22 protein-coding genes and 1 rRNA gene are annotated in these 26,219 nt (G+C 73.0%); 19 read left to right on the top strand and 4 right to left on the bottom strand.

All coding sequences use genetic code 11. The features are described 5' to 3' along the window. The 3 genes from rrf to ACGF3J_RS34040 form a co-directional block, all read left to right on the top strand. A 5S ribosomal RNA gene (rrf, locus tag ACGF3J_RS34050) occupies nucleotides 1-91 on the top strand; the annotation flags it as partial. 186 nt (nucleotides 92-277) lie between these two features. Next, on the top strand, nucleotides 278-1,366 hold the full coding sequence (locus tag ACGF3J_RS34045; protein WP_393855543.1) for a hypothetical protein: 1,089 nt from the start codon (nucleotides 278-280) through the stop codon (nucleotides 1,364-1,366). Further along, nucleotides 1,258-2,004, top strand: coding sequence for a tetratricopeptide repeat protein (locus tag ACGF3J_RS34040; protein WP_202558204.1), 747 nt, complete (start codon nucleotides 1,258-1,260; stop codon nucleotides 2,002-2,004). The genes ACGF3J_RS34045 and ACGF3J_RS34040 overlap by 109 nt, the downstream gene beginning before the upstream one ends. A gap of 50 nt (nucleotides 2,005-2,054) precedes the next feature. Here ACGF3J_RS34040 and ACGF3J_RS34035 read toward each other — a convergent pair whose 3' ends face one another. After that, complete coding sequence (locus ACGF3J_RS34035; protein WP_161329167.1) at nucleotides 2,055-3,347, bottom strand: DUF1015 domain-containing protein; 1,293 nt, start codon at nucleotides 3,345-3,347, stop codon at nucleotides 2,055-2,057. A 72-nt stretch (nucleotides 3,348-3,419) separates the two neighbouring features. Here ACGF3J_RS34035 and ACGF3J_RS34030 point away from each other — a divergent pair, with 72 nt between their 5' ends. From ACGF3J_RS34030 to ACGF3J_RS34015, 4 genes are all read left to right on the top strand, one after another. Beyond that, nucleotides 3,420-4,451: an HAD hydrolase-like protein gene (locus tag ACGF3J_RS34030; protein ID WP_161329166.1), complete on the top strand. Its 1,032-nt coding sequence runs from the start codon at nucleotides 3,420-3,422 to the stop codon at nucleotides 4,449-4,451. A 72-nt stretch (nucleotides 4,452-4,523) separates the two neighbouring features. After that, on the top strand, nucleotides 4,524-5,570 hold the full coding sequence (locus ACGF3J_RS34025) for an iron chelate uptake ABC transporter family permease subunit (RefSeq protein WP_161329165.1): 1,047 nt from the start codon (nucleotides 4,524-4,526) through the stop codon (nucleotides 5,568-5,570). Between the two features lie 77 nt (nucleotides 5,571-5,647). Next, complete coding sequence (locus ACGF3J_RS34020; protein WP_161329171.1) at nucleotides 5,648-6,685, top strand: iron chelate uptake ABC transporter family permease subunit; 1,038 nt, start codon at nucleotides 5,648-5,650, stop codon at nucleotides 6,683-6,685. Then, complete coding sequence (locus ACGF3J_RS34015; RefSeq protein ID WP_202558201.1) at nucleotides 6,682-7,581, top strand: ABC transporter ATP-binding protein; 900 nt, start codon at nucleotides 6,682-6,684, stop codon at nucleotides 7,579-7,581. Before ACGF3J_RS34020 ends, ACGF3J_RS34015 begins: the two co-directional genes overlap by 4 nt. Here ACGF3J_RS34015 and ACGF3J_RS34010 read toward each other — a convergent pair. Continuing rightward, complete coding sequence (locus ACGF3J_RS34010; RefSeq protein ID WP_161329163.1) at nucleotides 7,565-7,912, bottom strand: SCP2 sterol-binding domain-containing protein; 348 nt, start codon at nucleotides 7,910-7,912, stop codon at nucleotides 7,565-7,567. The genes ACGF3J_RS34015 and ACGF3J_RS34010 overlap by 17 nt on opposite strands. A 42-nt stretch (nucleotides 7,913-7,954) precedes the next feature. Here ACGF3J_RS34010 and ACGF3J_RS34005 point away from each other — a divergent pair, with 42 nt between their 5' ends. The 6 genes from ACGF3J_RS34005 to ACGF3J_RS33980 all read left to right on the top strand — a co-directional run bounded on the left by ACGF3J_RS34005 (nucleotide 7,955) and on the right by ACGF3J_RS33980 (nucleotide 14,008). Continuing rightward, nucleotides 7,955-8,272, top strand: a complete 318-nt coding sequence (locus tag ACGF3J_RS34005; protein WP_386933334.1) for a hypothetical protein — start codon at nucleotides 7,955-7,957, stop codon at nucleotides 8,270-8,272. Nucleotides 8,273-8,279: 7 nt separating this feature from the next. Then, on the top strand, nucleotides 8,280-9,095 hold the full coding sequence (locus ACGF3J_RS34000; protein WP_161329170.1) for a hemolysin: 816 nt from the start codon (nucleotides 8,280-8,282) through the stop codon (nucleotides 9,093-9,095). Then, nucleotides 9,092-9,997 (top strand): NAD kinase, encoded by a 906-nt coding sequence (locus ACGF3J_RS33995; protein ID WP_064727154.1) that lies wholly within the window; start codon nucleotides 9,092-9,094, stop codon nucleotides 9,995-9,997. The genes ACGF3J_RS34000 and ACGF3J_RS33995 overlap by 4 nt, the downstream gene beginning before the upstream one ends. A 164-nt stretch (nucleotides 9,998-10,161) precedes the next feature. Then, the gene (gene recN / locus ACGF3J_RS33990) at nucleotides 10,162-11,880 is read left to right on the top strand and encodes a DNA repair protein RecN (RefSeq protein WP_386933342.1); all 1,719 of its coding nucleotides are present in this window, start codon (nucleotides 10,162-10,164) and stop codon (nucleotides 11,878-11,880) included. 33 nt (nucleotides 11,881-11,913) lie between these two features. Beyond that, nucleotides 11,914-12,672: a hypothetical protein gene (locus ACGF3J_RS33985; protein ID WP_393855540.1), complete on the top strand. Its 759-nt coding sequence runs from the start codon at nucleotides 11,914-11,916 to the stop codon at nucleotides 12,670-12,672. A gap of 187 nt (nucleotides 12,673-12,859) precedes the next feature. Then, nucleotides 12,860-14,008: a glycosyltransferase family 4 protein gene (locus tag ACGF3J_RS33980; protein WP_161331106.1), complete on the top strand. Its 1,149-nt coding sequence runs from the start codon at nucleotides 12,860-12,862 to the stop codon at nucleotides 14,006-14,008. On the opposite strand, the gene ACGF3J_RS33975 is transcribed toward ACGF3J_RS33980, so the two are convergent. Beyond that, nucleotides 14,005-15,651 carry a PucR family transcriptional regulator gene (locus ACGF3J_RS33975; protein WP_393855539.1) on the bottom strand — a complete coding sequence of 549 codons (1,647 nt, stop codon included), beginning with the start codon at nucleotides 15,649-15,651 and terminating at the stop codon, nucleotides 14,005-14,007. The two genes, ACGF3J_RS33980 and ACGF3J_RS33975, sit on opposite strands and share 4 nt — an antisense overlap. Nucleotides 15,652-15,765: 114 nt before the next feature. Next, entirely contained in the window at nucleotides 15,766-17,568 is a 1,803-nt protein-coding gene (locus ACGF3J_RS33970) for a glycoside hydrolase family 15 protein (protein ID WP_161328087.1), read from the bottom strand. 544 nt (nucleotides 17,569-18,112) lie between these two features. Here ACGF3J_RS33970 and ACGF3J_RS33965 point away from each other — a divergent pair. The 6 genes from ACGF3J_RS33965 (at nucleotide 18,113) to ACGF3J_RS33940 (ending at nucleotide 26,037) form a co-directional block, all read left to right on the top strand. After that, nucleotides 18,113-19,780 (top strand): CTP synthase, encoded by a 1,668-nt coding sequence (locus tag ACGF3J_RS33965; protein ID WP_161328086.1) that lies wholly within the window; start codon nucleotides 18,113-18,115, stop codon nucleotides 19,778-19,780. Between the two features lie 85 nt (nucleotides 19,781-19,865). Continuing rightward, the gene (locus tag ACGF3J_RS33960; RefSeq protein ID WP_161328085.1) at nucleotides 19,866-20,501 is read left to right on the top strand and encodes an NUDIX hydrolase; all 636 of its coding nucleotides are present in this window, start codon (nucleotides 19,866-19,868) and stop codon (nucleotides 20,499-20,501) included. A 175-nt stretch (nucleotides 20,502-20,676) separates the two neighbouring features. After that, nucleotides 20,677-22,704: a tetratricopeptide repeat protein gene (locus tag ACGF3J_RS33955; RefSeq protein WP_161328084.1), complete on the top strand. Its 2,028-nt coding sequence runs from the start codon at nucleotides 20,677-20,679 to the stop codon at nucleotides 22,702-22,704. A gap of 142 nt (nucleotides 22,705-22,846) precedes the next feature. Further along, nucleotides 22,847-23,962 (top strand): alanine dehydrogenase, encoded by a 1,116-nt coding sequence (gene ald, locus ACGF3J_RS33950; RefSeq protein WP_161328083.1) that lies wholly within the window; start codon nucleotides 22,847-22,849, stop codon nucleotides 23,960-23,962. 387 nt (nucleotides 23,963-24,349) lie between these two features. Beyond that, nucleotides 24,350-25,480 (top strand): ParA family protein, encoded by a 1,131-nt coding sequence (locus tag ACGF3J_RS33945; protein ID WP_161328082.1) that lies wholly within the window; start codon nucleotides 24,350-24,352, stop codon nucleotides 25,478-25,480. Nucleotides 25,481-25,521: 41 nt separating this feature from the next. Further along, nucleotides 25,522-26,037: a hypothetical protein gene (locus ACGF3J_RS33940; protein ID WP_202557913.1), complete on the top strand. Its 516-nt coding sequence runs from the start codon at nucleotides 25,522-25,524 to the stop codon at nucleotides 26,035-26,037. The last annotated feature ends 182 nt before the right edge of the window (nucleotides 26,038-26,219 follow it).

The raw sequence follows: 26,219 nt of genomic DNA, 5'->3' as shown, positions 1-26,219 counted from the left end.
GCCCGGTTACATTCCGAACCCGGAAGCTAAGCCTTACAGCGCCGATGGTACTGCAGGGGGGACCCTGTGGGAGAGTAGGACGCCGCCGAACAATCTTTGGGAAGGACCCCTGGTCCCCAGCGTTCAGCTGGGGACCAGGGGTCCTTTCGTTTTTTCAGGGCGCACCGGGTACCCGGCTGCGCGAGAATGACTTGCGGTACCGAAGACAGGAGTCACCCGATGTCCACCAACTCTCCCGACGACCGACCGGAGCGCGATCAGCGGCGCCGGGACAGTGGTGACCGCGGCGACCGTGGGGGTCAGCGCGGAGACCGTGGCGGCTTCCGTCGCGACAACGACCGTGACCGCGGCGGGCAGCGTGGCGGCGGATTCCGCCGTGACGACCGTGACCGCGGGCCGCGTCGCGATGACCGCGATCGGGGCGGTGACCGCGGGTTCCGTCGCGACGACCGTCCCTCGTTCCGTCGCGACGACCGCCGCGACGACCGCGGTGACCGTGGCGATCGCGCTGCCTTCCGCCGAGATGATCGACGTGACGACCGTCGAGATGATCGACGTGACGATCGGGGCGACCGTCCCTCGTTCCGTCGTGACGACCGGGGCGACCAGCGGGGTGGCTTCCGCCGTGACGAGCGTCGCGATGACCGTCCCTCGTTCCGTCGCGATGACAACCGAGGTGGCGGGTACGGGCGTCGGGACGACCGTGACCGTGGACCGCGTCGTGACGACCGCGGTGATCGTCCTTCGTTCCGTCGTGATGACCGTCGTGATGACCGTCCTTCGTTCCGTCGCGATGACCGGCGCGACGACCGTCCCTCGTACCGTCGCGACGAGCGCCCCTCATACCGTCAGGACGACCGCCGCGACGACCGTCGTGAGCGTCCGTCCTACCGTCGGGATGATCGACGCGACGACCGGCGCGACGACCGCCGTGACGAGCGTCCTCCGTTCCGTCGTGACGACCGCGGTGACCGCGGTGACCGTGGTGACCGTCCCGCCTACCGTCGGGACGACCGGCGCGATGATCGTCGCGACGACCGGGGCGACCGGGGTGGCTTCCGGCGGGACGACAACCGTGGGGGTGACCGCGGTGGATTCCGTGGCCGGGACGACCGCGGTGGGCGTGGGCCCCGTCGGGACGACCGCGGTGGCCGGCCCGGAGGCTTCCGGGGGCGCGACGACCGGCACGGTGGCGGTGGACGCTTCCGTGACGAGCGGGACCGTGACCGCGACCGGGACCGGGAGCCGATCAAGCGCCTGCCGATCCCCGAGGAGGTCACCGGCGACGAGATCGACAAGGACGTGCGGCAGGAGCTGCAGAGCCTGCCCAAGACGCTCGCGGAGGACGTCGCCAGGAACCTGGTGATGGTCGCCAGGCTGCTGGACGAGGACCCGGAGGGGGCGTACGGCTACTCCAGGGTGGCCCTGCGGCTGGCGTCCCGTGTCGCCGCCGTACGGGAGGCCGCCGGTTTCGCGGCGTACGCCAACCAGAAGTACAGCGAGGCGCTGGCGGAGTTCCGTGCCGCGCGGCGGATGACCGGTTCCGTGGAGCTGTGGCCGGTGATGGCCGACTGCGAGCGTGGGCTGGGCCGTCCGGAGAAGGCGCTGGACATGGCCGGCACCCCCGAGGTGCACAAGCTGGACAAGGCCGGTCAGGTCGAGATGCGTCTCGTGGCGGCCGGCGCCCGGCGCGACATGGGGCAGCTGGACGCGGCCATCGTGACGCTGCAGAGCCCCGAGCTGGCCTCCAACTCCGTGCAGCCGTGGACCGCGCGGCTGCGTTACGCCTACGCCGACGCGCTGCTGGCCGCGGGCCGTGAGCAGGAGGCGCGGGAGTGGTTCGCGAAGGCCGTGGAGTCCGACCGGGACGGCAGCACGGACGCCTCCGACCGGCTGGCCGAGCTGGACGGCGTGGACTTCGTGGACGCCCTCGACGAAGGTGCGGAGGACGCCGGGGAGAGCACGGCCGTTCAGGACGAGGCCGAGGACGGCGACAAGGACTGACGCGACGTCTAAGGGGCGGGACCGTACGTTACGGTCCCGCCCCTTTCGCGTTACGCGTCGAGTGCGCGCAGCACCAGACCGGAGGCCGGCTTCGGGCCGAAGGACGTCGACTTGCGGGGCATCGTGACGCCCTGCCGGGCCAGTTCGCGGACGACCTCCTCGCGGACCGGGTGCATCAGCACCGCCGTACCGCCGTCGCGTTCCGCCTTCTCGACCGTGGCCGCCGTGTCGTGGATGTAGGAGACGTGGGCCGCCGAGTCGTCGGGGATGTGCCAGACGTGGGCGAGGAGTGTGGTGTGCAGGACGGTGGCGTCCAGCGTGCGCCAGGCCTCGGGCCGGTCGGTGGGGACGGTGCGGGCCAGCAGAGCGGGTTCGGGGCGGTCCACGAGGTGGAAGGCGCCGTCGCCGGCGAGCAGGAAGGCGTTGCCCGCGTCGGCGGCCTTCGCCAGGGTGTCCAGGGACTCGGCCAGCGGCGTGTCCAGGCGGCGGACTTGGAAGTGGCCGTCCAGGGCGGCGACGGCGTCCCGCACCGGGAGGTCGTGCAGCAGGCGGTGGATGGCGCGGACCCGCAGCGGATAGCGGACCGTGTCGACCAGGAGGACCAGGCCGTGGTCCCACGGGCTGGGGGAGGGGTGCTCCGCGCGGAGGGTGCGGTAGGTCGCCCAGCGGTGGTGGCCGTCCGCGATGAGGGCCTGGTGCCGTGCCAGTTCGCCGCGGACCCGGGCCACCGCGTCGGGGTCGGTGACCGACCACAGTCGGTGGCGGTAGCCGTCCTCCGTGGTCGTCGCGAGCAGCGGTGGCTGTTGGGCGGTGCGTTCCACGAGGGCGGTGGTGGCGGACGTGGTGTCGTCGCCGCGGTAGGTCAGCAGCAGGGGTTCGAGGTTCGTCCAGGTGGCGCGCATGAGCGCCGCGCGGTCGGCGACGACGTGCGGCATGACGTCCTCGTGCGGCAGGACGACACGCTCGGCGGGGTCCGACACGCGCAGGGCGCCGATGATGCCGCGTTGCAGGAGGCCGTCGCCGGCGCGCTGTTCGTAGACGTACAGGCCCGGTTCGGGGTCGGTGGTCAGGACGCCCTCGGCCAGCCAGCGCCGCAGGGTCCGGGCGGCCTGTTCGTGGCGCGCCTCCGGGGTGGGGGCCTGGGGCAGGATCAGCCGGACGATGTTGTGCGGGTCGGCGGACTCCAGGTGCAGCAGGCCGTCGGGGCGGACCACGACGTCGTAGGGCGGGGACGTCACGGCGGCCAGGCTGCCGACCCGGTCGGGGTCGTAGCGGAGGCCTCGGAACGGGGTGAGTTCCAGGCCCCGGTGCGCCGTTGCTTCCGGGTGACCTGCAGTGTTCATCCCGGCATCGTACGTCTGTCGGTGGCATGGGGGATGATCGGGGGAAAGGCGTCGAACGAGGAGCGATGTGCAATGAGCCGGAGCGTCAGGACGAGGCCCGCGGGCAGTGGGCGGCACCTGAGCGAGGCGTACGACACGGCGCTGCTCGACCTGGACGGCGTGGTGTACGCCGGGGGGAACGCGATCGCGCACGCGGTCGACTCGCTCGCCGTGGCCCGCGACGGCGGCATGCACCTCGCGTACGTGACGAACAACGCCCTGCGGACGCCGGACGCGGTGGCCGGGCACCTGACCGAGTTGGGGATCGCGACGGACGCCGCCGACGTCATCACGTCCGCCCAGGCGGTGGCCCGGCTGATCGCCGACCAGCTGCCGGCGGGGTCGCGGGTGCTGGTCATCGGGGGCGAGGGACTGCGCGTGGCACTGCGTGAACGCGGCCTCGAGCCGGTGGAGTCCGCCGAGGACGACCCGGCGGCCGTGGTGCAGGGGTACGGCGGGCCCGAGCTGCCGTGGGGGCGGTTCGCCGAGGCGTGCTATGCCATCGCGCGGGGCCTGCCCTGGTACGCGTCCAACACGGACCTCACCATTCCGGGCGCCCGGGGAATCGCCCCGGGCAACGGCGCGGCGGTGGAGGTGGTGCGGATCGCGACCGGCGCCGAGCCGCAGGTCGCGGGGAAGCCGTTGCCTCCCATGCACCGGGAGACGATCCTGCGCACCGGCGCACGGCGGCCGTTGGTGGTCGGGGACCGCCTGGACACGGACATCGAGGGCGCGTTCAGCGGCGAGGTCGACTCGCTGCTCGTCCTGACCGGTGTGACCGACGGCGCGCAGTTGCTGTCCGCGCCGCCGCGGCACCGGCCGACGTACGTCGACGCGGATCTGCGCGGACTGCTCACCGGGCAGCCGGAGGTCACCGGTGGCGCGGACGACGGATTCCGCTGCGGTGGCTGGACGGCGACGGCGGGCGAGGACCGGCTGGAACTGGAGGGCGACGGCGAGGCGCTGGACGCTCTGCGTGCCTTGTGCGCGGCGGCCTGGACGGCCGGCGGGGAGGAAGGGTGCGGCCTGGACTCGGGGAAGGCGCTGGCGCGGCTGGGGCTGTGAGCCACCGGGGCGGGCGGCGGCCGCACGCCACGGGATCGTGATCGTTTGGCAGGGTAGGCTAGCCTAACCAGCGTGTTGGTCGAGAGTCCCCCCGAACAGCGCGCGGAGACCGCCCCCGCGCCGCCCGCCAAGCGCCGCGTCCTGCGTGCCGCGGGGCTGCCCGTGTCCGTGGCCGTGCTGGTGTCCGTCGTGCTGGCGAGCATCGCGATCGGTGCGAAGGACCTGTCCCTGGCGCAGGTCTGGCACGGTCTGTTCCACGACTCGGGCACCTACGGCGACGTCGTGGTCGGCGAACGTCTGTCGCGGACCGTCCTCGGTCTGCTGGCCGGCGCCGCGCTCGGCCTCGCGGGCGCGGTGCTCCAGGCGCTCACCCGCAATCCACTGGCCGACCCGGGACTGCTCGGCATCAACGCCGGAGCCTCGGCCGCGGTCGTCACGGCCATCACCTTCTTCGGCGTCACCTCGCTGACCGGATACGTCTGGTTCGCCTTCGCCGGTGCCGCCGGGGTCGGCGCGCTGGTCTGGTTCCTGGGCGGCAGCCGGGGGGCCACGCCGGTGCGGCTGGTCCTGGCCGGCACCGCGATCAGCGCCGCGCTGTTCGGCTACCTCCAGGCCGTGATGATCATGGACGACGCGGCGCTGGGCAGGATGCGCTTCTGGACGGTGGGTTCGCTCGCCTCGGCGACCGACAGCACCATCATGGAAGTGCTGCCGTTCTTCGGCGTGGGCACGATCCTCGCGCTCGCGCTCGCCCGGCCGCTCAACGCCATGGAGATGGGCGACGACACCGCCAAGGCCCTCGGCGCCAATCTGAACCGCACCCGGGCGCTGGCCATGCTCGCCGCGACCGTGCTGTGCGGGGCGGCGACCGCGGCCTGCGGGCCGATCGTGTTCGTCGGCCTGATGGTCCCGCACATCGTCCGCTCCTTCACCGGTCCCGACCTGCGCTGGATCCTGCCGTACGCCGCGATCCTGTCACCCGTGCTGCTGCTGGGCGCGGACGTCCTCGGCCGGATCGTCGCACGGCCCGCGGAGCTCCAGGTGGGCATCGTCACCGCCGTCCTCGGCGGGCCGGTCTTCATCTATCTCGTACGACGGCGGAGGACGGCCCAGCTGTGAGGACCGCGAAGACCGTGAGGACTGTGAAGACCCCCAGGAACGCCAAGAAGGTCAAGAGCGCCGAGAAGGCCAAGGCCCTGAAGAGCAGCCGAGCCGTTCGCGGGCCCGGTGGCCTGTCGTTCCGCCTCGACGTGCGGGCCGTGGTCGTCGTCGCCCTGCTGCTGGTCGTCGCGCTCGCCGCGAGCGTGGTGCTGATCGGCACCGGCGACTTCGGGATACCGGCCGCCGACGTGCTGCGGACCCTGGCCGGCGAGGGCAACGCCGGCCAGGAGTTCATCGTCAACGAACTGCGTCTGCCGCGGGTCCTGGTCGGACTGCTGGTCGGCGCCGCGCTCGGCGTCGGCGGCGCGCTGTTCCAGGCCATCTCCCGCAACCCGCTCGGCAGTCCGGACGTACTCGGCCTCGGACAGGGCGCGACGGCCGGCGCGCTCACCATGATCGTCCTGTTCTCCGGCAGCTCCGCCCAGGTCACCTTCGGCGCGCTCGCCGGCGGCCTGGTGACCGGCACCGCCATCTATCTGCTCGCCTGGAAGCGCGGCGTGCACGGGTACCGGCTGGTCCTGGTGGGCATCGGCGTGTCCGCGATCGTCACGGCGGTCAACGGCTACCTCCTCACCCGGGCCGACATCGTCGACGCCTCCCGCGCCGTCGTCTGGATGACCGGCTCCCTCAACGGCCGCGACTGGGACCAGGTCTGGCCGCTGCTCGCGCTGTGCGCCCTGCTCGTGCCGCTCGTGCTCGGCAACGGACGGGCGCTGCGGATGATGGAGATGGGCGACGACGTCTCGTACGCCCTCGGGGTGCGCGTCGAGCGGGTGCGCGCGCTGCTGATGGTGGCCGCCGTGCTGCTGACCGCCGCCGCCACGGCCGCCGCCGGCCCGGTCAGCTTCGTGGCGCTCACCGCGCCGCAGCTGGCCCGGCGGCTGACCCGTTCGCCGGGTCCCAACCTGCTGCCCTCCCTGTGCATGGGCGCCGCACTGCTGGTGAGCGCCGACTGGATCTCGCAGCGGACCTTCGGCGCGGACCAGCTTCCCGTGGGCGTGGTCACCGGCGTTCTCGGCGGCGTCTATCTGCTGTGGCTGCTGGTCACCGAGCGCAAGGCGGGCCGGATATGAGCGCCGGCACCGGTGGCCGCAGTGGGCCGAACAACCAAAGGAGCAACGTGAACCGCCTGACCGCCGAGAACGTCACCCTCGCCTACGACCAGCGGGTCATCGCGGAGCAGCTGTCGGTGGAGATACCCGACAACTCCTTCACGGTGATCGTCGGCCCGAACGCGTGCGGCAAGTCGACCCTGCTGCGAGCCCTGTCGCGGATGCTCAAGCCCACCCAGGGCCGGGTGCTCCTCGACGGGTCGGTCATCCAGTCGATGCCCGCCAAGCAGGTCGCGCGGACCCTCGGCCTGCTGCCCCAGTCCTCCATCGCGCCCGACGGGATCACCGTCGGCGACCTCGTCGGCCGCGGCCGCTACCCGCACCAGGGGCTGCTGCGGCAGTGGTCGGCCGAGGACGAGCGGGTGGTCCAGGAGTCCATGGCGCAGACCGGCATCTCCGAGCTCGCCGAGCGCTATGTCGACGAACTCTCCGGCGGTCAGCGCCAGCGGGTGTGGATCGCCATGGCGCTCGCCCAGCAGACCCCGTTGCTGCTCCTCGACGAGCCGACGACATACCTGGACATCCAGCACCAGATCGATGTCCTCGACCTGTGCGCCGAACTCCACGAGGAGCAGGGCCGCACGCTCGTGGCGGTCCTGCACGACCTCAACCACGCCGCCCGGTACGCCACCCACCTCATCGCGCTGCGCGAGGGGGAGATCATCGCCGAGGGCGCGCCGCGGGACATCGTCACGGCCGACCTCGTCGAGCGGGTCTTCGGGCTGCGCTGCCAGGTCATCGACGACCCGGAGACGGGGACGCCGCTGGTGGTGCCGGCCGCGCGCAGGGCTCGGGGCGCGGGCGGCACCCAGCTCGGCAAGGCGGTCCGGAAGGTGGCGGCTACAGAAGCTTCCTGAGCCGGAACAGGTCGCGCAGGCCCGCCTCCAGCCGCACCCGGCCCGAGCCCCAGGCCTTGGCGAAGTTCAGTTCGCCGGCGACCAGCGCCACCAGGTCGTCGCCGGTCATCGCCAGCCTGATCTCGGCCTTCTCGCGCGGGGGGCCCGCCAGGGTCTCGCGCACGTCGATCCCGCCGTCCGCCATGCGTCCGGCGAAGGTGACGTCCAGGTCGGTGATGTGGCAGCTCACCGAGCGGTCCAGCGCGGCGGCCGACCGCACGTCCCCTTCGGCGCCCCGCATGTTGTCCGAGAGCTTGTCGAGTGCTGCACGGCACTCCTCAGTCGTCGCCATCGGGACGAACCGTACCCCAGCGGTACGCGGTAGCGTCGGGGCATGAGCGACGCAGTACCGGAGCCGGCGGTCCAGGAGAACGGGGCCGGGCCGGAGCCCCGGGAGGCGGAGTCCGGGTACGAGCCCGCGGCCCCCGCCCCGCTGGGCGTCCCCCGCACCCCGACCGGCAACGCCGAGGTCGACGCCGGGCTGGCCCGGCTGGCCGACGCAGACCACCTGGCCACGGACGGACATGTCGAGGTGTACGAGGATGTACACCGGGGGCTGCGCGACGCGCTCACCGCGCTCGACGCCCGCCCGGGACCCCAGGGCCCCCCGGCGCCCCCGTCGCCGCCATCACCGTACGACCGCAGGAGCTGAACCGAACGTGGCAGGAGTCGCACGCCGCCGTCTCGACGCGGAGCTGGTCCGCCGCAGACTGGCGCGCTCGCGCGAGCACGCCAGCCAGCTGATCGCCGCCGGGCGGGTCTCCGTCGGCAAGACCGTCGCGACCAAGCCCGCCACGCAGGTGGAGACGGCCGCCGCGATCGTGGTGACCGACGACGACGGCGATCCCGACTACGTCTCGCGCGGCGGCCACAAGCTCGCGGGCGCCCTCGCGGCGTTCGGGCCGCGGGGCCTCGTCGTCGAGGGCCGCCGGGCGCTGGACGCCGGCGCCTCCACCGGCGGCTTCACCGACGTACTGCTGCGGGCGGGCGCCGCGCAAGTCGTCGCCGTGGACGTGGGATACGGACAACTCGCCTGGAGCCTCCGGCAGGATGAACGCGTCACCGTCAAGGACCGTACGAACGTACGCGAGTTGACGCTCGAAGCGATCGATGGGGAGCCCGTGGATCTTGTCGTGGGGGATCTGTCCTTCATCCCGCTCGGACTGGTGCTGCCCGCCCTGGCGCGGTGCACCCGGCCGGACGCCGACCTGGTGATGATGGTGAAGCCGCAGTTCGAGGTGGGCAAGGAGCGGCTGGGCAGCGGGGGAGTGGTACGCAGTGCGCAGCTGCGGGCCGAGGCCGTGCGGGGAGTCGCCCACAAGGCCTGGGAACTGGGGCTCGGTGTGAAGGGGGTCACCGCCAGTCCGCTGCCGGGTCCCTCCGGGAACGTCGAGTACTTTCTGTGGCTGCGGGCCGGGGCCGGCGCACTGGACCCGGCCGACGTTGACCGTGCAGTGGCGGAGGGGCCGCGTTGACACAGAACCGAGCTCGTACTGTTTTCCTGCTCGCCCACACCGGGCGTCCCGCCGCCATCCGCAGCGCGGAGCTGGTGGTCAAGGGGCTGCTGCGGGCCGGGATCGGCGTACGGGTCCTGGAGGCGGAGGCGCGGGACCTGCCGCTGCCGAGCGAGGTGCAGCTGGTCGGCGAGGCCACTCCGCAGTGCCTCGACGGGTGCGAGCTGCTGATCGTCCTCGGCGGCGACGGCACGCTGCTGCGCGGCGCCGAGTTCGCCCGCGCCTCCGGCGTGCCGATGCTCGGGGTCAACCTCGGGCGGGTCGGCTTCCTCGCCGAGGCCGAGCGGGACGACCTCGACAAGGTCGTCGACCGGGTGGTGAGCCGGGCCTACGAGGTCGAGGAGCGGATGACCGTCGACGTCGTCGTGCACCGCAACGGCGACATCGTGCACACCGACTGGGCGCTGAACGAGGCGGCCGTGCAGAAGGCGGGCGCCGAGAAGCTGCTGGAAGTCGTGCTGGAGATCGACGGACGGCCGGTGACCGGGTTCGGCTGCGACGGCATCGTGCTGTCGACGCCGACCGGGTCGACGGCGTACGCCTTCTCCGCCGGCGGGCCGGTGGTGTGGCCCGAGGTGGAGGCGCTGCTGATGGTGCCGATCAGTGCGCACGCGCTGTTCGCGAAGCCGTTGGTGACCTCGCCGGATTCCGTGCTCGCGGTGGAGGTGCTGCCGCACATCCCGCCGGGGGTGCTGTGGTGTGACGGGCGGCGGACGGTGGAGTTGCCGCCGGGGGCGCGCGTGGAGGTTCGGCGGGGGGCGGTGCCGGTGCGGCTGGCCCGGCTGCACCATGCGTCGTTCACCGACCGGCTGGTGGCGAAGTTCGCGTTGCCCGTGTCCGGGTGGCGCGGGGCGCCGCACTAGCGGTCTCGAAGGGGTGGATCTGTTGTGCCCCGGCCGCGGGTCGTCCGTGGCTGGTCACGCAGTTCCCCGCGCCCCCGAGCGGCACACCCTGCCCGGCGTCACATGAGCGGCCTGTGTGCGTTCCCCGCCCTCGACCTCGTAAGGTCGTGTCCGTGCTTGAGGAGATGCGGATACGGTCGCTCGGAGTCATCGACGACGCCGTGGTCGAGTTGTCGCCCGGGTTCACCGCTGTCACCGGTGAGACGGGCGCCGGTAAGACCATGGTGGTCACCAGCCTCGGGCTGCTGCTGGGCGGACGCGCGGACGCCGCGCTGGTGCGGATCGGGGCGAAGAGCGCGGTCGTCGAGGGACGGATCGCCGTGCCCGGGGGTGCCGCCGCCGCGGTCCGGGCCGAGGAGGCCGGGGCCGAGCTGGACGACGGGGCGCTGCTGATCAGCCGTACCGTCTCCGCCGAGGGGCGCTCGCGGGCCCATCTGGGCGGGCGGTCCGTGCCCGTGGGGATGCTCGCCGAGCTGGCCGACGAACTGGTGGCCGTGCACGGGCAGACCGACCAGCAGGGACTGCTCAAACTGTCCCGGCAACGGCAGGCCCTCGACCGGTACGCGGGCGACGCGGTCGCCGGGCCCCTCGACAAGTACGCCGGGGCCTACCGGCGGCTGCGGGCCGTCGCCACCGAACTGGACGAGATCACCACCCGCGCGCGTGAGCGCGCCCAGGAGGCCGACCTGCTGCGCTACGGCCTCGACGAGGTCGCCGCCGTGGAACCGCGCGCCGGTGAGGACGTCGAGCTGGCGGAGGAGGCCGAGCGGCTGGGACACGCCGAGGCGCTCGCCTCGGCCGCCACGGCCGCACACGCCGCCCTGGCCGGCAACCCCGAGGACCCCGAGGGCGTCGACGCGGCGACCCTCGTCGCGGGCGCGCAGCGGGCCCTGGACGCCGTACGGTCGCACGACCCGGCGCTGGCCGCGCTGGCCGAGCGGATCGGCGAGGTCGGCATCCTGCTGCGGGACGTGGCCGGGGAACTGGCGGGGTACGCGGACGACCTGGACGCCGATCCGCTGCGGCTGGCCGCGGTCGAGGAGCGGCGGGCCGCGCTCACCGCGCTGACCCGGAAGTACGGCGAGGACGTCGCCACCGTGCTCGCGTGGTCCGAGCAGAGTGCCGCGCGGCTGACCGAGCTGGACGGCGACGACGAGCGGATCGGTGAACTGACCGCCGAACGGGACGCGCTGCGGGCGGAACTGAGCGGACTGGCCCAGGCGCTGTCGGACGCGCGGACGGAGGCCGCCGAGCGGTTCGCCGCCGCGGTGACCGCCGAGCTGGCCTCGCTCGCCATGCCCCACGCGCGCGTGTCGTTCGAGATCCGGCAGACCGAGGACCCGGAGGGCGTCGAGGTCGGCGGTCGCGCGGTCGCCTACGGGCCGTCGGGTGCCGACGAGGTCGAGCTGCTGCTCGCCCCGCACCCGGGGGCGCCGCCGCGGCCGATCGCCAAGGGCGCGTCCGGGGGTGAGCTGTCGCGCGTGATGCTGGCCGTGGAGGTCGTGTTCGCGGGCACGGACCCGGTACCGACCTACCTCTTCGACGAGGTCGACGCCGGTGTCGGCGGCAAGGCGGCGGTGGAGATCGGCCGCCGGCTCGCGCGGCTGGCGAAGAGCGCGCAGGTCGTGGTCGTCACCCATCTGCCGCAGGTGGCCGCGTTCGCCGACCGGCAGCTGCTGGTGGAGAAGACGAACGACGGGTCCGTGACCCGCTCCGGCGTGAAGGTCCTGGAGGGCGAGGAGCGGATCCGTGAACTGTCCCGGATGCTGGCCGGCCAGGAGGACTCCGAGACGGCCCGGGCACATGCGGAGGAACTGCTCGAAACGGCTCGTGCGGACGCGTAGAGGCAGGGTTCCGGACGCCCGTAGGGTGTCCGGATGATCAACCGCCGTGGCCGCACCGCCTCCTTCGCCCTCGCCGCCGGTCTCGCCCGGACCGGCCTGACCGCGCTGCGCGCCGTGGCGCCGGGCGGCCGGGAACGCTGGGAGCGCGAGAACCACGCGGGTCGGACGGTGGATCTGTACGCCGGGCCCGCCTGCGCCCTGGCGGCGGCGGTCGGCACGGCGAGGGTGCGGCCCGCCGCCGGGCTCGCCGTGCTCGCGGCGGGTGCCTGCGGGGCCTACGACGACGTGGCGGGCGCGGGCGACGCCCGGCGCGGGTTCCGGGCGCATCTGACGGCGTTGCGGGACGGCGAGGTCACCGCCGGGGCGGTCAAGCTGTTCGGCGTCTCCGGGGCCGCGCTCGCCGCGGGGGCGGTGCTGAAGGACCGGCCGCTGGACCGGCTGCTGGCCGGTGTCGTCATCGCCGGGGCCGCGCACTTGGTCAACCTCCTGGACGTACGCCCGGGGCGGGCCGGTGCGGCGGTCCTGGCGCTCGGGGCGCCGGGGCTGCTGCGCTCGGGTCCCGGGGCGGAGACGGCGGCCGTCGCGATGGGAGCGGCGGCGGCCGTGCTGCCCGACGACGTCGCCGAGCGCACCATGCTCGGGGACACGGGAGCGCACGCGCTGGGCGCGGCGCTCGGGGTCGCGGTGGTGGCCGCGGGCGGGCGGGCCGTGGTCGCCGCGCACGCGGTCGCGCTGGTGGCCGCGGCGGTCGGCGGTGAGCTGGCGGCCGGCCCGCGTCGTTCACTCGTGTGAGTGAACCGGTGCCGTTCCGTTGCCCCGGTGGTCGACCTCCCGCGGCGGCCGTCGTTCCCGGAACACCCGTACGGCCTGGCATCCTTGACGGAGTGACGCGCGGCCCGACGCGCGGCGCACACCCTCCGCACCATCGTTCTGTACGTTCTTCGTGTCCCACCCCCGCCGAACCAGGAGCCCCGGCCAGGTGACCCCCGTGAGCAGCCACTCACCGCACGGCCAGTCTCCGCTGCGCACCGTGCAGGTGCTGGGCGGCGGCAACGCCGGCAGCAGCGCGCACGTGCGTTCACTGGCCGCGGGGCTCGTCGCCAGGGGCGTGAAAGTCACTGTGTGCGCCCCCTCCGATGCGGAGTGCACCTACGACTTCACGGGCACCGGAGCCGAGCACGTGCACGTGCCGCGCAGCAGCGATCCCGTCTCGGTGGCCGCGCTGCGGGCGGTGTGCGCGGACGCCGACCTGGTGCACGCGCACGGACTGCACGCCTCCTTCCGCGCGGTGCTGGCTCTGGGCGGGCGACGGGTGCGTACGCCGCTCGTCGTCACCTGGCACGACCGCGCGTACGCCGAGGGCGCGCGCGCCCACCTGCTGCGGGCGCTGGAACGACGGGTGATGAAGGCGGCCACCGTCGTCCTCGGCACCACCTCGGCGCTGGTCGACGGGGCCCGGGGGACCGGAGCGCGGGACGCCCGGCTCGGTCCCGTGGCGCTCCCCGTCCGACCGGGAAGCCCGGCCGGGCCCGAGGACCCCGACCGGCTGCGCCCGAAGCTGAGGGCCGAACTCGGCGCGGTGGAAAGGCCCTTGCTGGTCGCGGTCGGTTCCCTGGAGCGCCACCGGGGGTACGACGTCCTGCTGGACGCCGCGCGGGTGTGGCGCCGTCTGGATCCCGCACCGCTGGTCGTCGTCGCGGGGGAGGGGCCGCTGCGCGCGGAGCTGCAGGGGCGGATCGAGAGCGAAGGGCTGCCGGTGCTGCTCGCCGGCCGCCGCGACGACGTCCCGGACCTGCTGGCGGCCGCCGACCTCGCGCTGCTGCCGGCCCGCCGGGAGACGGGACGCTCCGTGCTCGCCCAGGAGGCGCTCCACGCGTGCGTGCCGCTCGTCGCCGCCCAGGTGGGCAGCATCCCCGAACTCGTCGGCGACGCCGCCGAACTCGTCCCGGCCGGGGACGCGCAAGGGCTCGCCGACGCCGTCGTCCGCCTGCTCGGCGACCCCGGCCGACGGGACGAACTCCGGGCGCGGGGTGTGAGGCAGGCGGCCACCTGGCCGACCGAGGACGAGACCGTCGCCCAGGTCCTCAGCGTCTACGACGAGCTGACCCAGCCCACACCGCTGCTCTAGGTCACGTGCCGGCGGGCGCGCAGGGCCAGGCTCAGGGCCAGCACGGTCTGCGGGTCGTCCAGGTCCGTGCCCAGCAACTCCCCGATCCGCGCCAGCCGGTTGTAGAGCGTCTGCCGGTTGAGGTGGAGTTCGCGCGCGGTCTCCGCCTTGCGGCCGGCGTGCGCCAGGTACGTCTGGAGCGTGGGCAGCAGGGGCGGCTTCGAGCGGTCGTCGTGGTCGCGCAGCGGGCCGATCGCCCGGTCCACGAACGCCGCGAGGTCCGGATGGTCGCGCAGCCGCCACAGCAGCAGGTCGATGTCGAGGCGCCGCGCGTCGTACCAGGGCCGGTCGGTCAGCCCCTGCGCCGCGGTCGCCGTCTCCGCCGCGTGCCGCAGGCTCGCCGACGCCGCCGCCCAGCCGCCGGCCACTCCGACGACCACGACGGGCGGCTGCGCCCCCGGCCGCTGCATCCCGGCCCGCTCCACGCCCGCCCGCAGCGCCGCCGCGACCCGGTCCGCGACCGCCGCCCGCTCCGACTCCGAACGCAGCCCGAGGAGCAGCGGCACCCGGCCCTCCACCGGCCGTACGCCCAGCAGCACCGGCACCCCGACCGACGCCAGCTCCTCGGCGACGGCGCGGGCTAGCACCGCCCAGCCGCCCCCGGCCGGGGACAGGGCGTCGCCGAGCCGCATCACCACCGGGAGCAGCGGACCGTCGCCCGGTTTGAAGCCCAGGACGCGCGCCTGGGCCGGGGCGTCCTCCGCCGTGACCCGGCCCTCGGCGAGGTCGCTGAGGAAGTCGCCGCGCCCGCGCGCCGCCAGCTCCTCCTCCTGCCGCGCCTGCATCAGCACCACGGCGAGGCTGCCAGCCGCCCGCTCCGCCGCCATCCGGTGCACCGGCGCCAGCGGCGAGCGCACCGGCAGCAGCACCAGCCGCGCCCGCACCGACCCGGCGCCGGGCCCGCCGCCGGGCACGTCCACCAGGACCGAGCCGGCCGGGGGCGGCGCGTCCTTGTGCGGGCCGCGCAGCCCCTCCCACACCTGGAGCGGGTCGGCGCCCTCCGGCCCGGACCCGGCGGCGTACAGCAGGCGGCCGTCGGTGGTCTCCAGGAAGACCGGGTTGTCGCCGAAGTCGGCCAGGATGCCCAGCACCTGGGGGACTCCGCCGCCGCCCAGCAGGGCCCGGGTACACCGGCTGTGCACCTCCTCGGCCCGCTGCAGCAGCGCGTAGTGGCCGTTGACGATCTCGGTGTGGATCTCCTCGGTGACCGTCACGAACGGCACCTCGCGGTGCAGCTGGACCAGCGGCAGCCCGGCCGCCCGGGCGGTGTCGACGAGGGCCGCGGGCAGCCGGGCGAAGCGCGGGCCCAGTTCGACGACGAGGGCCGCGATGCCGCGCTCGGCCAGCGTGCGGACGAACGCCCGCTGCTCGGCGGGGCGGGTGCCCAGGCCGTAGCCCGTGGTCAGCAGCAGCTCGCCGCCCTTGAGCAGCGAGGCGATATTCGGGACCTCGCCGGCGTGCACCCAGCGCACGGTGCGCTGCAGCCGGTCGGCGCCCGCCAGGATCTCCGGCAGGCCGCTGCGCAGCCCGGGCAGCTCCAGTGCCCGCTGCACGGTGATCCCGGCGCCCTGGGTGTCGAATCCGCTGTTCCTGCCGCTGTCCATGTGCCGGACGCTACCCGCCGGGGCACCCCCGGGACATCCGCGGGCCGAACCACCCGGTCCGGCCCGCGGGCGCCGTCGTCGGTCTCGGTGGGCCCGTCGGCCCCGTACGCCCCGCTAGCCCCCGTACGCCCCGCTCGCTGTCAGCCGCAGTGCGGTGTCGATCAACGGCACGTGGCTGAAGGCCTGCGGGAAGTTGCCGACCTGGCGTTGCAGGCGCGGGTCCCACTCCTCGGCGAGCAGGCCGAGGTCGTTGCGCAGGGAGAGCAGCTTCTCGAAGAGCTTGCGGGCCTCGTCCACGCGGCCGATCATCGCCAGGTCGTCCGCCATCCAGAACGAGCAGGCGAGGAAGGCGCCCTCGTCGCCCGGGAGGCCGTCGACGCCCTCGTCCTTGCCGTCCGTCGGGTAGCGCAGGATGAATCCGTCCGACGTGGACAGCTCACGCTGGATGGCCTCGATGGTGCCGATGACCCGCTTGTCGTCCGGCGGCAGGAAGCCCATCTGCGGGATCAGCAGCAGTGAGGCGTCCAGTTCCTGGGAGCCGTAGGACTGCGTGAACGTGTTGCGTTCCTTGTCGTAGCCCTTCTCGCACACGTCCCGGTGGATGTCGTCGCGCAGCTGCTTCCAGCGCTCCAGCGGGCCGTCCGCGTCGCCGGACTCGATCAGCTTGATGGTGCGGTCGACGGCGACCCAGGCCATCACCTTGGAGTGCACGAAGTGGCGGCGCGGGCCGCGCACCTCCCAGATGCCCTCGTCCGGCTCCTGCCAGTGGTCCTCCAGGTAGCGGATCAGCTTCAGCTGGAGCACCGACGCGTAGTCGTTGCGGGCCAGGCCGGTCATGTGGGCCAGGTGCAGGGCCTCGGTGACCTCGCCGTAGACGTCCAGCTGGAGCTGGTGCGCCGCGCCGTTGCCGACCCGCACGGGGGTGGAGTTCTCGTAGCCCGGCAGCCAGTCCAGCTCCGCCTCGCCCAGCTCCCGCTCACCGGCGATGCCGTACATGATCTGGAGGTTCTCCGGGTCGCCCGCGACCGCGCGCAGCAGCCACTCGCGCCATGCGCGGGCCTCCTCGCGGTAGCCGGTGCGCAGCAGTGAGGACAGGGTGATCGCCGCGTCCCGCAGCCAGGTGTAGCGGTAGTCCCAGTTGCGGACGCCACCGATCTCCTCCGGGAGGGAGGTGGTGGGCGCGGCGACGATGCCGCCGGTGGGGGCGTACGTCAGGGCCTTCAGCGTGATCAGGGAGCGGACCACGGCCTCCCGGTAGGGGCCGTGGTACGTACAGTGATCGACCCAGTCGCGCCAGAAGTCCTCGGTGGCCACCAGGGACTGCTCGGGCTCGGGCAGCGGGGGCGGCTCCTTGTGCGAGGGCTCCCACGAGATGGTGAACGCGATCCGGTCACCCGGAGCGACGGTGAAGTCCGCGTACGTGGTGAGCGCCTTGCCGTAGGTCTCGACATCCGTGTCGAACCACACCGAGTCGGGCCCCGCGACGGCCACCGTGCGGCCCTCGTGCTTGTGCACCCAGGGGACCACCCGGCCGTAGCTGAACCGCATCCGCAGCTCCGAGCGCATCGGCACCCGGCCGGAGACGCCCTCCACGATCCGGATCAGCTGCGGCGCGCCGTCGCGCGGCGGCATGAAATCGGTCACCCGGACCGTGCCGCGGCCGGTGTCCCACTCGGACTCCAGGACCAGCGAGTCGCCGCGGTAGGTCCGCCGGGCCGCACTGGGCGGCTCCGCGCCCGGGGCGCAGGCGGGTCCGATCCGCCAGAAGCCGTGTTCCCCGGTGCCCAGCAGACCGGCGAAGATGGCATGCGAGTCGAAGCGGGGCAGGCACAGCCAGTCGACTGTGCCGTCCCGGCAGACCAGTGCGGCGGTCTGCATGTCTCCGATGAGTGCGTAGTCTTCGATGCGCCCGGCCACGTGCAACTCCAGTCGAACGGCCACGTCACCCCGCGATGGGGGCGGTCGCTAGTGCGGTCAAGGGTGGGGTCAGGGTGTATGTCATGCGTCGTTGAGCCATGAAGCAAAGCAGTCGTCCGGCCGTCAAGCCAAACGCTGTGCCGCAAACGACAATTGTCGCTCAACCAACTGACGAGCTCTCGTTGTTCCGGCGGTGACGGGCGAGGGGTGGTGCCGCGTCGCCGGGGCCGGCTCGGCAGCGAACGTCCGAGCAGGATACGACGCACGTAGATGATCTGTGTGCCGCTCCGGGCAACCCGGGTCCGCCGAACGGGTGACCACCGGGTGAGGAAAGTGTGACGCCTCCACCTGCGTGTCCGGGTGTGCGCGGAGGGTGGCCGGAAGCCGCCGCCCCGAGGCGCTGATACGCTGGTAGCCCGTGGACCGGTGGGAGAAAAACCCCGGAACCGCAGCGACGGCGCCACCGCCGACACCCCCGGACGACGGGGGCGGAGGGCGAGCGCACCGCACCCCAGACCGCGACCACGGGAGCCCCCTCTTGGCCATGCCGCCCAGCGTTTTTCGAAACAGCACAGCCTCGACGACCAAGCACATCTTCGTCACCGGGGGTGTCGCCTCCTCGCTCGGCAAGGGGCTGACCGCCTCCAGCCTCGGCATGCTGCTCAAGGCCCGGGGTCTGCGCGTCGTGATGCAGAAGCTCGACCCCTACCTGAACGTCGACCCGGGCACGATGAACCCCTTCCAGCACGGTGAGGTGTTCGTCACCAACGACGGCGCCGAGACCGACCTGGACATCGGCCACTACGAGCGCTTCCTCGACCGCGACCTCGACGGTTCCGCCAACGTCACCACCGGCCAGGTCTACAACACGGTGATCGCCAAGGAGCGGCGCGGCGAGTACCTGGGCGACACGGTCCAGGTCATCCCGCACATCACCAACGAGATCAAGCACCGCATCCGCCGCATGGCGACGGACGAGGTCGACGTCGTGATCACCGAGGTCGGCGGCACGGTCGGCGACATCGAGTCGCTGCCGTTCCTGGAGACCGTCCGCCAGGTCCGGCACGAGGTCGGCCGGGACAACGTGTTCGTGGTCCACATCTCCCTCCTGCCCTACATCGGCCCTTCGGGTGAGCTGAAGACCAAGCCGACCCAGCACTCGGTCGCGGCGCTGCGCAACATCGGTATCCAGCCGGACGCCATCGTGCTGCGCTGCGACCGCGAGGTCCCGACCGCGATCAAGCGCAAGATCTCCCTGATGTGCGACGTCGACGAGGCCGCCGTGGTGGCGTGCCCCGACGCCCGGTCGATCTACGACATCCCGAAGGTCGTCCACACCGAGGGCCTGGACGCCTACGTCGTCCGCAAGCTGGACCTGCCGTTCCGCGACGTGGACTGGACGACCTGGGACGACCTGCTCGACCGCGTCCACAAGCCCGACCACGAGATCACCATGGCCCTGGTCGGCAAGTACATCGACCTGCCCGACGCCTACCTCTCGGTCACCGAGGCGCTGCGCGCCGGCGGCTTCGCCAACAAGGCGCGCGTGAAGATCAAGTGGGTCACGTCCGACGACTGCAAGACCGCGGCGGGCGCGGCGGCGCAGCTCGGCGGCGTCGACGCGATCTGCATCCCGGGCGGCTTCGGCGACCGCGGTGTGCTCGGCAAGGTCGGCGCCATCCAGTACGCCCGCGAGAACCGGATCCCGCTGCTCGGCCTCTGCCTGGGCCTGCAGTGCATCGTGGTCGAGGCCGCGCGCAACCTGGCCGGCATCGCGGACGCCAACTCCACCGAGTTCGACCCGGCCACCGGCCACCCGGTCATCTCCACCATGGCCGAGCAGCTGGACATCGTGGCCGGCGAGGGCGACATGGGCGGCACCATGCGGCTGGGCATGTACCCGGCGAAGCTGGCCGAGGGCTCCATCGTGCGCGAGGTGTACGACGGCAAGGAGTACGTCGAGGAGCGGCACCGTCACCGCTACGAGGTGAACAACGCCTACCGCGCGGAGCTGGAGAAGAAGGCCGGCATCGTCTTCTCGGGCACCTCCCCGGACGGCAAGCTCGTCGAGTACGTCGAGTACCCGCGCGACGTCCACCCGTACCTGGTCGCCACGCAGGCGCACCCGGAGCTGCGCTCGCGCCCGACCCGCCCGCACCCGCTCTTCGCCGGGCTGGTCAAGGCCGCGGTCGAGCGGAAGACGTCGAAGTAGCACACCAGTTGTACGGTGGCCGGGGCACGCGCACTCAACGGCGCGGGCCCCGGCTTTCGCGTACGTCTGAAAGGGCAGGTCAGGCATGACGGGCAGTACGATCAAGGACACCCCCGAGGAGTGGGAGGTCCGGGGCACCGCGACGCCCTTCCGCGGCAAGAAGACCTCGGTCCGCACGGACGACGTCGTCATGCCCGACGGCTCCGTGGTGACCCGCGACTACCAGGTCCACCCCGGCTCGGTGGCCGTCCTCGCCCTTGACGGCGAGGGCCGGGTGCTGGTCATCCGCCAGTACCGGCACCCCGTGCGCGAGAAGCTGTGGGAGATCCCCGCCGGACTCCTCGACGTCCCCGGCGAGAACCCGCTGCACGCCGCCCAGCGCGAGCTCTACGAGGAGGCGCACGTCAAGGCCGAGGACTGGCGGGTGCTGACCGACGTCTACACCACCCCCGGCGGCTGCGACGAGGCCGTGCGGATCTTCCTCGCCCGGAACCTCTCCGAGGCCGAGGGCGAGCGCTTCGAGGTCGAGGACGAAGAGGCCGACATGGAGCTGGCCCGAGTGCCGGTCGCGGACCTGGTGCGCGGGGTGCTCGCGGGCGACCTGCACAACAACTGCCTGGTCGTGGGCGTGCTCTCGCTGATCGCCGCGGAGCGGGGCGACGGACTCGACGCGCTCCGTCCGGCCGGTGCGCCGTGGCCGGCCCGCCCCTTCGAGGCCTGATCGGCCGACGCCGGGCCACCCGGCGTCCGCTGCCAGTGTGACCATCTGTTGATCCGATCGAGGGACCTGCCCGCCGCGCTCCGCCGGGATCGTCGCAGAGCGTGAACTAGGCTCTGGAAACGCCCGAACCGGGGTTCCGGCGGGCGCCGGTGCGGTGGGATCGGGAGTGTGGCCCGTGACGGATCAGGCGGTGGACACGGACGGCGAACGGCTGTCGGAAGACCCTGTCGAGGAGAGTCGGTTCCTGGGCCGCAACCGGGAGTTGAAGGAGCTGCGCGCCGACATCGAGCGCGCGGGCCTTGACACCCTCTCCGGACGCAAGGCCCCTCGCGCGCGCGTACTGCTCATCGCCGGCCGCCCCGGCTCGGGCCGCACCGCGCTCGCCGGGGAACTGGCCGCCCAGGTCGCGGACGACTACCCCGACGGCGTGCTGCGGGCCCGGCTCAGCGAACCGGACGGCACGCGCGTGCCGGTCGCACGGATCGCCCGCGAACTCCTCACCGACCTGGACCGTCCCACCCCGCCCGGCGCCGGCGAGGACGACCTCACCGAGGCGCTGCGCACCGCCCTGGCCGACCGCCGGGCCCTGCTGCTGCTCGACGACGCCGCCGATGCCGAACAGGTCGACGCCCTGCTGCCGGACACCCCGGACTGCCTGGCCGTGGTGGTCGCCGAGGGGCCGCTGACCGGCATCGCGGACGTCCGCCCGTGCACGCTGGGCGGCCTCGACACCAAGTCGGCCATGGAACTGCTGTCCGGGTACACCGGCTCGGTCCGCATCACCGTCGACCCCCGGGCCGCCGAGCAACTGGTCGAGGTCTGCCAGGCCCAGCCCGCGGCACTCACCCTGGCCGGCGGCTGGCTCGCGGCCCGGCCCCAGGCGGCCGTCGCCGACCTGGCCAGACACGTGCACGCGGAGGGCGACGAGGGTACCGCGCTCAGCCGCGTCTTCCGCCTCGTCTACGCCTCACTGCCCAGCACCGCCGCCCGGATGCTGCGCCTGCTCTCCCTCGCCCCGGCCGGCCTGGTCGACCCGCACACCGCCTCCGCGCTCGCCGGGTGCTCGGTGAGCGGCGCCCGCACCACCCTCGACGACTTCGTCGGCCTCGGCCTGCTGCGCGCGGTCGGCTCCACTCCGCCCGGGTACGAGGTCCCCGACTGCCTGCACGCCCGGCTGACCCGCCTCGCCGAGACCCAGGACCGGCCGGCCGAGCTGCAGCTGGCCCGCGCCCGGATGCTGGAGCGGACGGTGCGGCTGCTCCAGTCCTGCCGGGCGGTCACCGAGACGGACAGTCCGCAGGCCCGCGAGAAGCTCGTGGGCATGCCGCGCGACCTGCGCTTCCCCACGCCGAGGGCGGCCGCCGACTGGCTGCGCGCCCGGCGCCCCGCCCTGCTCGCCTCGGCCCGCCTCGCGGTCGCCGACGGGGAACTGGACACCCTGGCCCGCCGGCTCATGTCCCAGCTGGTCCGGGCCATGGTGGCGCACTTCGGCACCCAGGCCGCGGCCCCCGACCTGTACGGCATCCACCGCCTCGTGCTCGACGTCGCGGAGCGCCGCGAACTGCCCCGAGAAAGGGCCGCGGCCCTGCTGAACCTGGCCGACCTCGACGCCCGCACCGGCCGCACCGCCGAGGCCCTGACGCGCTACCGGGCCGCGCTGGACGCCGGACGCGAGGCGAACGACCCGTACGCCACCGGCCGCGCGATGGAATCCGTGGGCGGCGCCCACCTGGAGCTCGGGGACTACGACCGGGCCGCCGACTGGTTCGGCCGGGCCCTGGCCCAGCGGCTGGCCCGCGACGAGCGCGCCGACGCCGCACGGATCTACGGCCGCATCGCCACCGCCCACACCTACGCGGGCCGCTACGGCGAGGCGGTGCGCTCCTGGCGCGCGGCGGTCGCCGGGTACCGCAAGGGCGGGGACGTGGCCGCGCAGGCGCGGGCGCTGTCGGAGCTGGCCCGGGTCCAGGAGTACGCGGGACGGCCCGAGGAGTCGCTGCGCACGTGCCAGGAGGCCGTCGAGTGGGCCCGCAGGGCCGAGGACGTCCGGCTCCAGGCCGCCCTGCACCTGCGGCTCGCCGACACCCTCGACCGGCTCGGCGACCCCGTCGCGGCGGGCCTGGAGCGGAGTACCGCAGACCGCATGTTGAGGGAAGATCCCGAAGACGCCTGCGAAATCCGTAGCGCATCGTCTGAAGATTGATGCTTTGAAAGGCTAGACAGCGGGAACACCTTCATTAGACTGGCTCTGCCGCACATTCTCCTGCGGTCTCTCCAGGTGTGCCCGCGCTTGAGCGGGTATGTCTTGTAATAGCCCATTCTCTGAGCCAAGGACCGTGATCCCCGTGAAGGTCGGCATCCCCCGCGAGGTCAAGAACAACGAGTTCCGGGTGGCCATCACCCCCGCCGGCGTGCACGAGCTGGTGCGCCACGGCCACCAGGTGGTCATCGAGCGCGAGGCCGGCGTCGGCTCCTCGATCCCGGACGCCGAGTACGTCGCCGCCGGTGCCCGGATGCTGGACACCGCCGACGAGGTCTGGGCCGCCGCCGACCTGGTGCTGAAGGTCAAGGAGCCGATCGCGGAGGAGTACCACCGCCTCCGCAAGGACCAGACGCTCTTCACCTACCTGCACCTGGCCGCGTCCAAGGCGTGCACGGACGCCCTCGTCGAGTCCGGCACCACCGCGATCGCCTACGAGACGGTCGAGCTGCCCAGCCGCGCCCTGCCGCTGCTGGCCCCGATGTCCGAGGTCGCGGGCCGGCTGGCCCCGCAGGTCGGCGCCTACCACCTGATGGCCTCCAACGGCGGCCGCGGTGTGCTTCCGGGCGGCGTGCCCGGCGTGATCCCGGCCAAGGCCGTCGTCATCGGCGGTGGCGTCTCCGGCTGGAACGCCACCCAGATCGCCGTCGGCATGGGCTTCGACGTGACCCTGCTCGACCGCGACATCAACAAGCTGCGCGAGGCCGACAAGATCTTCGGCACCAAGGTCAAGGCCGTCATGTCCAACTCCTTCGAGCTGGAGAAGGCCGTCCTCGACGCGGACCTGGTCATCGGCGCGGTCCTCATCCCGGGCGCCAAGGCCCCGAAGCTCGTCACCAACGAGCTGGTCTCCCGGATGAAGCCCGGAAGTGTTCTTGTCGACATCGCGATCGACCAGGGCGGCTGCTTCGAGGACTCGCGTCCCACCACGCACGCCGAGCCGACCTTCCCGGTCCACAACTCGGTCTTCTACTGCGTCGCCAACATGCCGGGCGCGGTGTCCAACACCTCCACCAACGCCCTCACCAACGCCACGCTGCCGTACATCGTGGAGCTGGCCAACCGCGGCTGGGTCGAGGCGCTGCGCCGTGACCCCGCGCTGGCCCGGGGTCTCAACACGCATGACGGCAAGGTCGTTTACCGCGAGGTCGCCGACGCCCACGGTCTGGAGTACGTGGATCCGAGCACGCTGCTCGGCTAAGTCGGCAACCCGCAAAGGCGATACGTCAACAAGTGCCGTCAACCCCACACACCCGGCCGGACCTTGCCCGACAAGGTCCGGCCGGGTGTGTGTATGGTCACTTTGCGATTCTCGGTCAACTCGCCTCGAACGTAACGCTTCAACCGATTCGCGCACCGGTGAAACCTGCTGTGCGACGGCCGTACGCCCTTGACAGAGGGATGTTTCATTGCCGACACATCGGGCCGGGTCCGGCGGATTGTGTTGCTGCGGACGGCCGACACGCCATAGAGTCGCCGAACGTCGGCATGGTGCCACGCTGACCTGTCTAGAAGTTCCCTGGTCACCAAGGAGGTAAGACGACTTGTGAATGAGTCGACATTTACTCCCGGGGGTGGTCAACCAGGAATGCCTGCACGGGCCCACAGCCCGGGGCGTCTCGAGGCTGTCGGCTCCGTCGCCGTACGTACCTTCGAAGCCGCCCACCAGAGTCCGCAGGCAACTCTGACAGCACACATGAGTATGGATGGCCAACACGTGAACGCCATGGCCGGCGACGGAAGTGGCGCGCCCCGCAACCACTTCGCCGACTACGACGAACTGCCCGAGGGGCACTTCTACGACCCGGACGCGGAGTACGAGCCGGATCCCGAGTACGCCGCCACGCTCGCGCCCGACGCGGCCCGCCAGCGCCGTGAGCGCATCGGTCCGACCGGACGCCCGCTGCCGTACTTCCCGATCCCGGGCCCGCTGACCGATCACGGCCCCGCGAAGATCATCGCGATGTGCAACCAGAAGGGCGGCGTGGGCAAGACCACGTCGACCATCAACCTGGGTGCCGCGCTCGCCGAGTACGGGCGCCGGGTGCTGCTCGTCGACTTCGACCCGCAGGGCGCGCTGTCGGTCGGGCTCGGCGTCAACCCGATGGAGCTCGACCTCACCGTCTACAACCTGCTCATGGAGCGGGGCATGGCGGCCGACGAGGTGCTGCTGAAGACGGCGGTCCCCAACATGGACCTGCTGCCCAGCAACATCGACCTGTCGGCGGCCGAGGTGCAGCTGGTGAGCGAGGTCGCGCGCGAGTCCACGCTGCAGCGCGCGCTGAAGCCGCTGATGGACGACTACGACTACATCGTGATCGACTGCCAGCCCTCGCTCGGCCTGCTCACGGTCAACGCCCTGACCGCCGCGCACAAGGTGATCGTGCCGCTGGAGTGCGAGTTCTTCGCGCTGCGCGGTGTGGCCCTGCTGACCGAGACGATCGAGAAGGTCCAGGAGCGGCTCAACCCCGACCTGGAGCTCGACGGCATCCTCGCCACGATGTACGACTCGCGCACGGTGCACAGCCGTGAGGTGCTCGCGCGTGTCGTCGAGGCGTTCGACGACCACGTCTACCACACGGTCATCGGGCGCACCGTCCGCTTCCCGGAGACCACGGTCGCCGGTGAGCCGATCACCACGTACGCGTCCAACTCCGTCGGTGCCGCCGCCTACCGCCAGCTCGCCAGGGAGGTGCTCGCCCGGTGTCACGCCGAGTGAGTCTGCCGGGGGCCGACGAACTCTTCCGTACGACAGGGGGGATGGCGCTCCAGGCGTCCACCCCGCGGCGGCCGGCCAACGGCGAGGCACGCGTGCCGGCGCCGGCGGGGGAGAGCGACCAGGCCGCCGCCGAGGACGCGCCGCAGTCGGTGCCCGCGCAGGGCGGCGACGGCGAGGGCGCCGAGCACGCGGCGGCGGACGCGGAACCGGGCTCGGCGGGCGAGTCGCGCAGCCGGGGCGCGGAGCGCTCCGCGCGGCCCTCCGTGCCGGGCGCGGGCGCGCAGGAAGGTTCTGCCACCGCCCAGCCCCGCAAGCGCGGCGGCAGGGCGGCCGCACGCCGCCCCAGCGGCCGTGAGCGCCACGACGAGAAGATCACCGTGTACGTCTCCGCCGAGGAGCTGATGGACCTGGAGCACGCCCGCCTGGTGCTCCGCGGCGAGCACGGCCTCGCCGTCGACCGGGGCCGCATCGTCCGCGAGGCGGTCGCCGTGGTCCTCGCCGACCTGGAGAGCCGCGGGGACGCCAGCATCCTCGTACGACGGTTGCGCGGGCGGTAGCGGTAGCCTGCGGGGGCCATGACCTCGAACGACGCCTCCAGCCCCGGCCCCCGCGCCGGCCGTCGGCGCGCGCTGGGGCGGGGGCCGGGAGAAACCCAGGGGCCCGCGACGGCCTCCGAGGAGGAGGCACCGCCCCGCGCGGCGCCCGCGCCGGTCGCCGTCGAGCCGCCGCCGGAAGCCGC

This window comes from Streptomyces sp. NPDC048171, assembly GCF_043202655.1.
GTDB lineage: Bacteria > Actinomycetota > Actinomycetes > Streptomycetales > Streptomycetaceae > Streptomyces.
This window is presented reverse-complemented; position numbering and strand designations above follow the sequence as displayed.

Bases quoted from the DNA above. Each gene is read 5' to 3' on its own strand.
- ACGF3J_RS33940 (WP_202557913.1), top strand. From the start codon at position 25,522: ATGGCGCTCCAGGCGTCCACCCCGCGGCGGCCGGCCAACGGCGAGGCA.
- ACGF3J_RS33985 (WP_393855540.1), top strand. From the start codon at position 11,914: ATGATCAACCGCCGTGGCCGCACCGCCTCCTTCGCCCTCGCCGCCGGT.
- ACGF3J_RS34030 (WP_161329166.1), top strand. From the start codon at position 3,420: ATGAGCCGGAGCGTCAGGACGAGGCCCGCGGGCAGTGGGCGGCACCTG.
- ACGF3J_RS33960 (WP_161328085.1), top strand. From the start codon at position 19,866: ATGACGGGCAGTACGATCAAGGACACCCCCGAGGAGTGGGAGGTCCGG.
- recN (WP_386933342.1), top strand. From the start codon at position 10,162: ATGCGGATACGGTCGCTCGGAGTCATCGACGACGCCGTGGTCGAGTTG.
- ACGF3J_RS33945 (WP_161328082.1), top strand. From the start codon at position 24,350: ATGCCTGCACGGGCCCACAGCCCGGGGCGTCTCGAGGCTGTCGGCTCC.
- ACGF3J_RS34010 (WP_161329163.1), bottom strand. From the start codon at position 7,912: ATGGCGACGACTGAGGAGTGCCGTGCAGCACTCGACAAGCTCTCGGAC.
- ACGF3J_RS33965 (WP_161328086.1), top strand. From the start codon at position 18,113: ATGCCGCCCAGCGTTTTTCGAAACAGCACAGCCTCGACGACCAAGCAC.
- ACGF3J_RS34035 (WP_161329167.1), bottom strand. From the start codon at position 3,347: ATGAACACTGCAGGTCACCCGGAAGCAACGGCGCACCGGGGCCTGGAA.
- ACGF3J_RS33975 (WP_393855539.1), bottom strand. From the start codon at position 15,651: ATGGACAGCGGCAGGAACAGCGGATTCGACACCCAGGGCGCCGGGATC.
- ACGF3J_RS34015 (WP_202558201.1), top strand. From the start codon at position 6,682: ATGAGCGCCGGCACCGGTGGCCGCAGTGGGCCGAACAACCAAAGGAGC.
- ACGF3J_RS34005 (WP_386933334.1), top strand. From the start codon at position 7,955: ATGAGCGACGCAGTACCGGAGCCGGCGGTCCAGGAGAACGGGGCCGGG.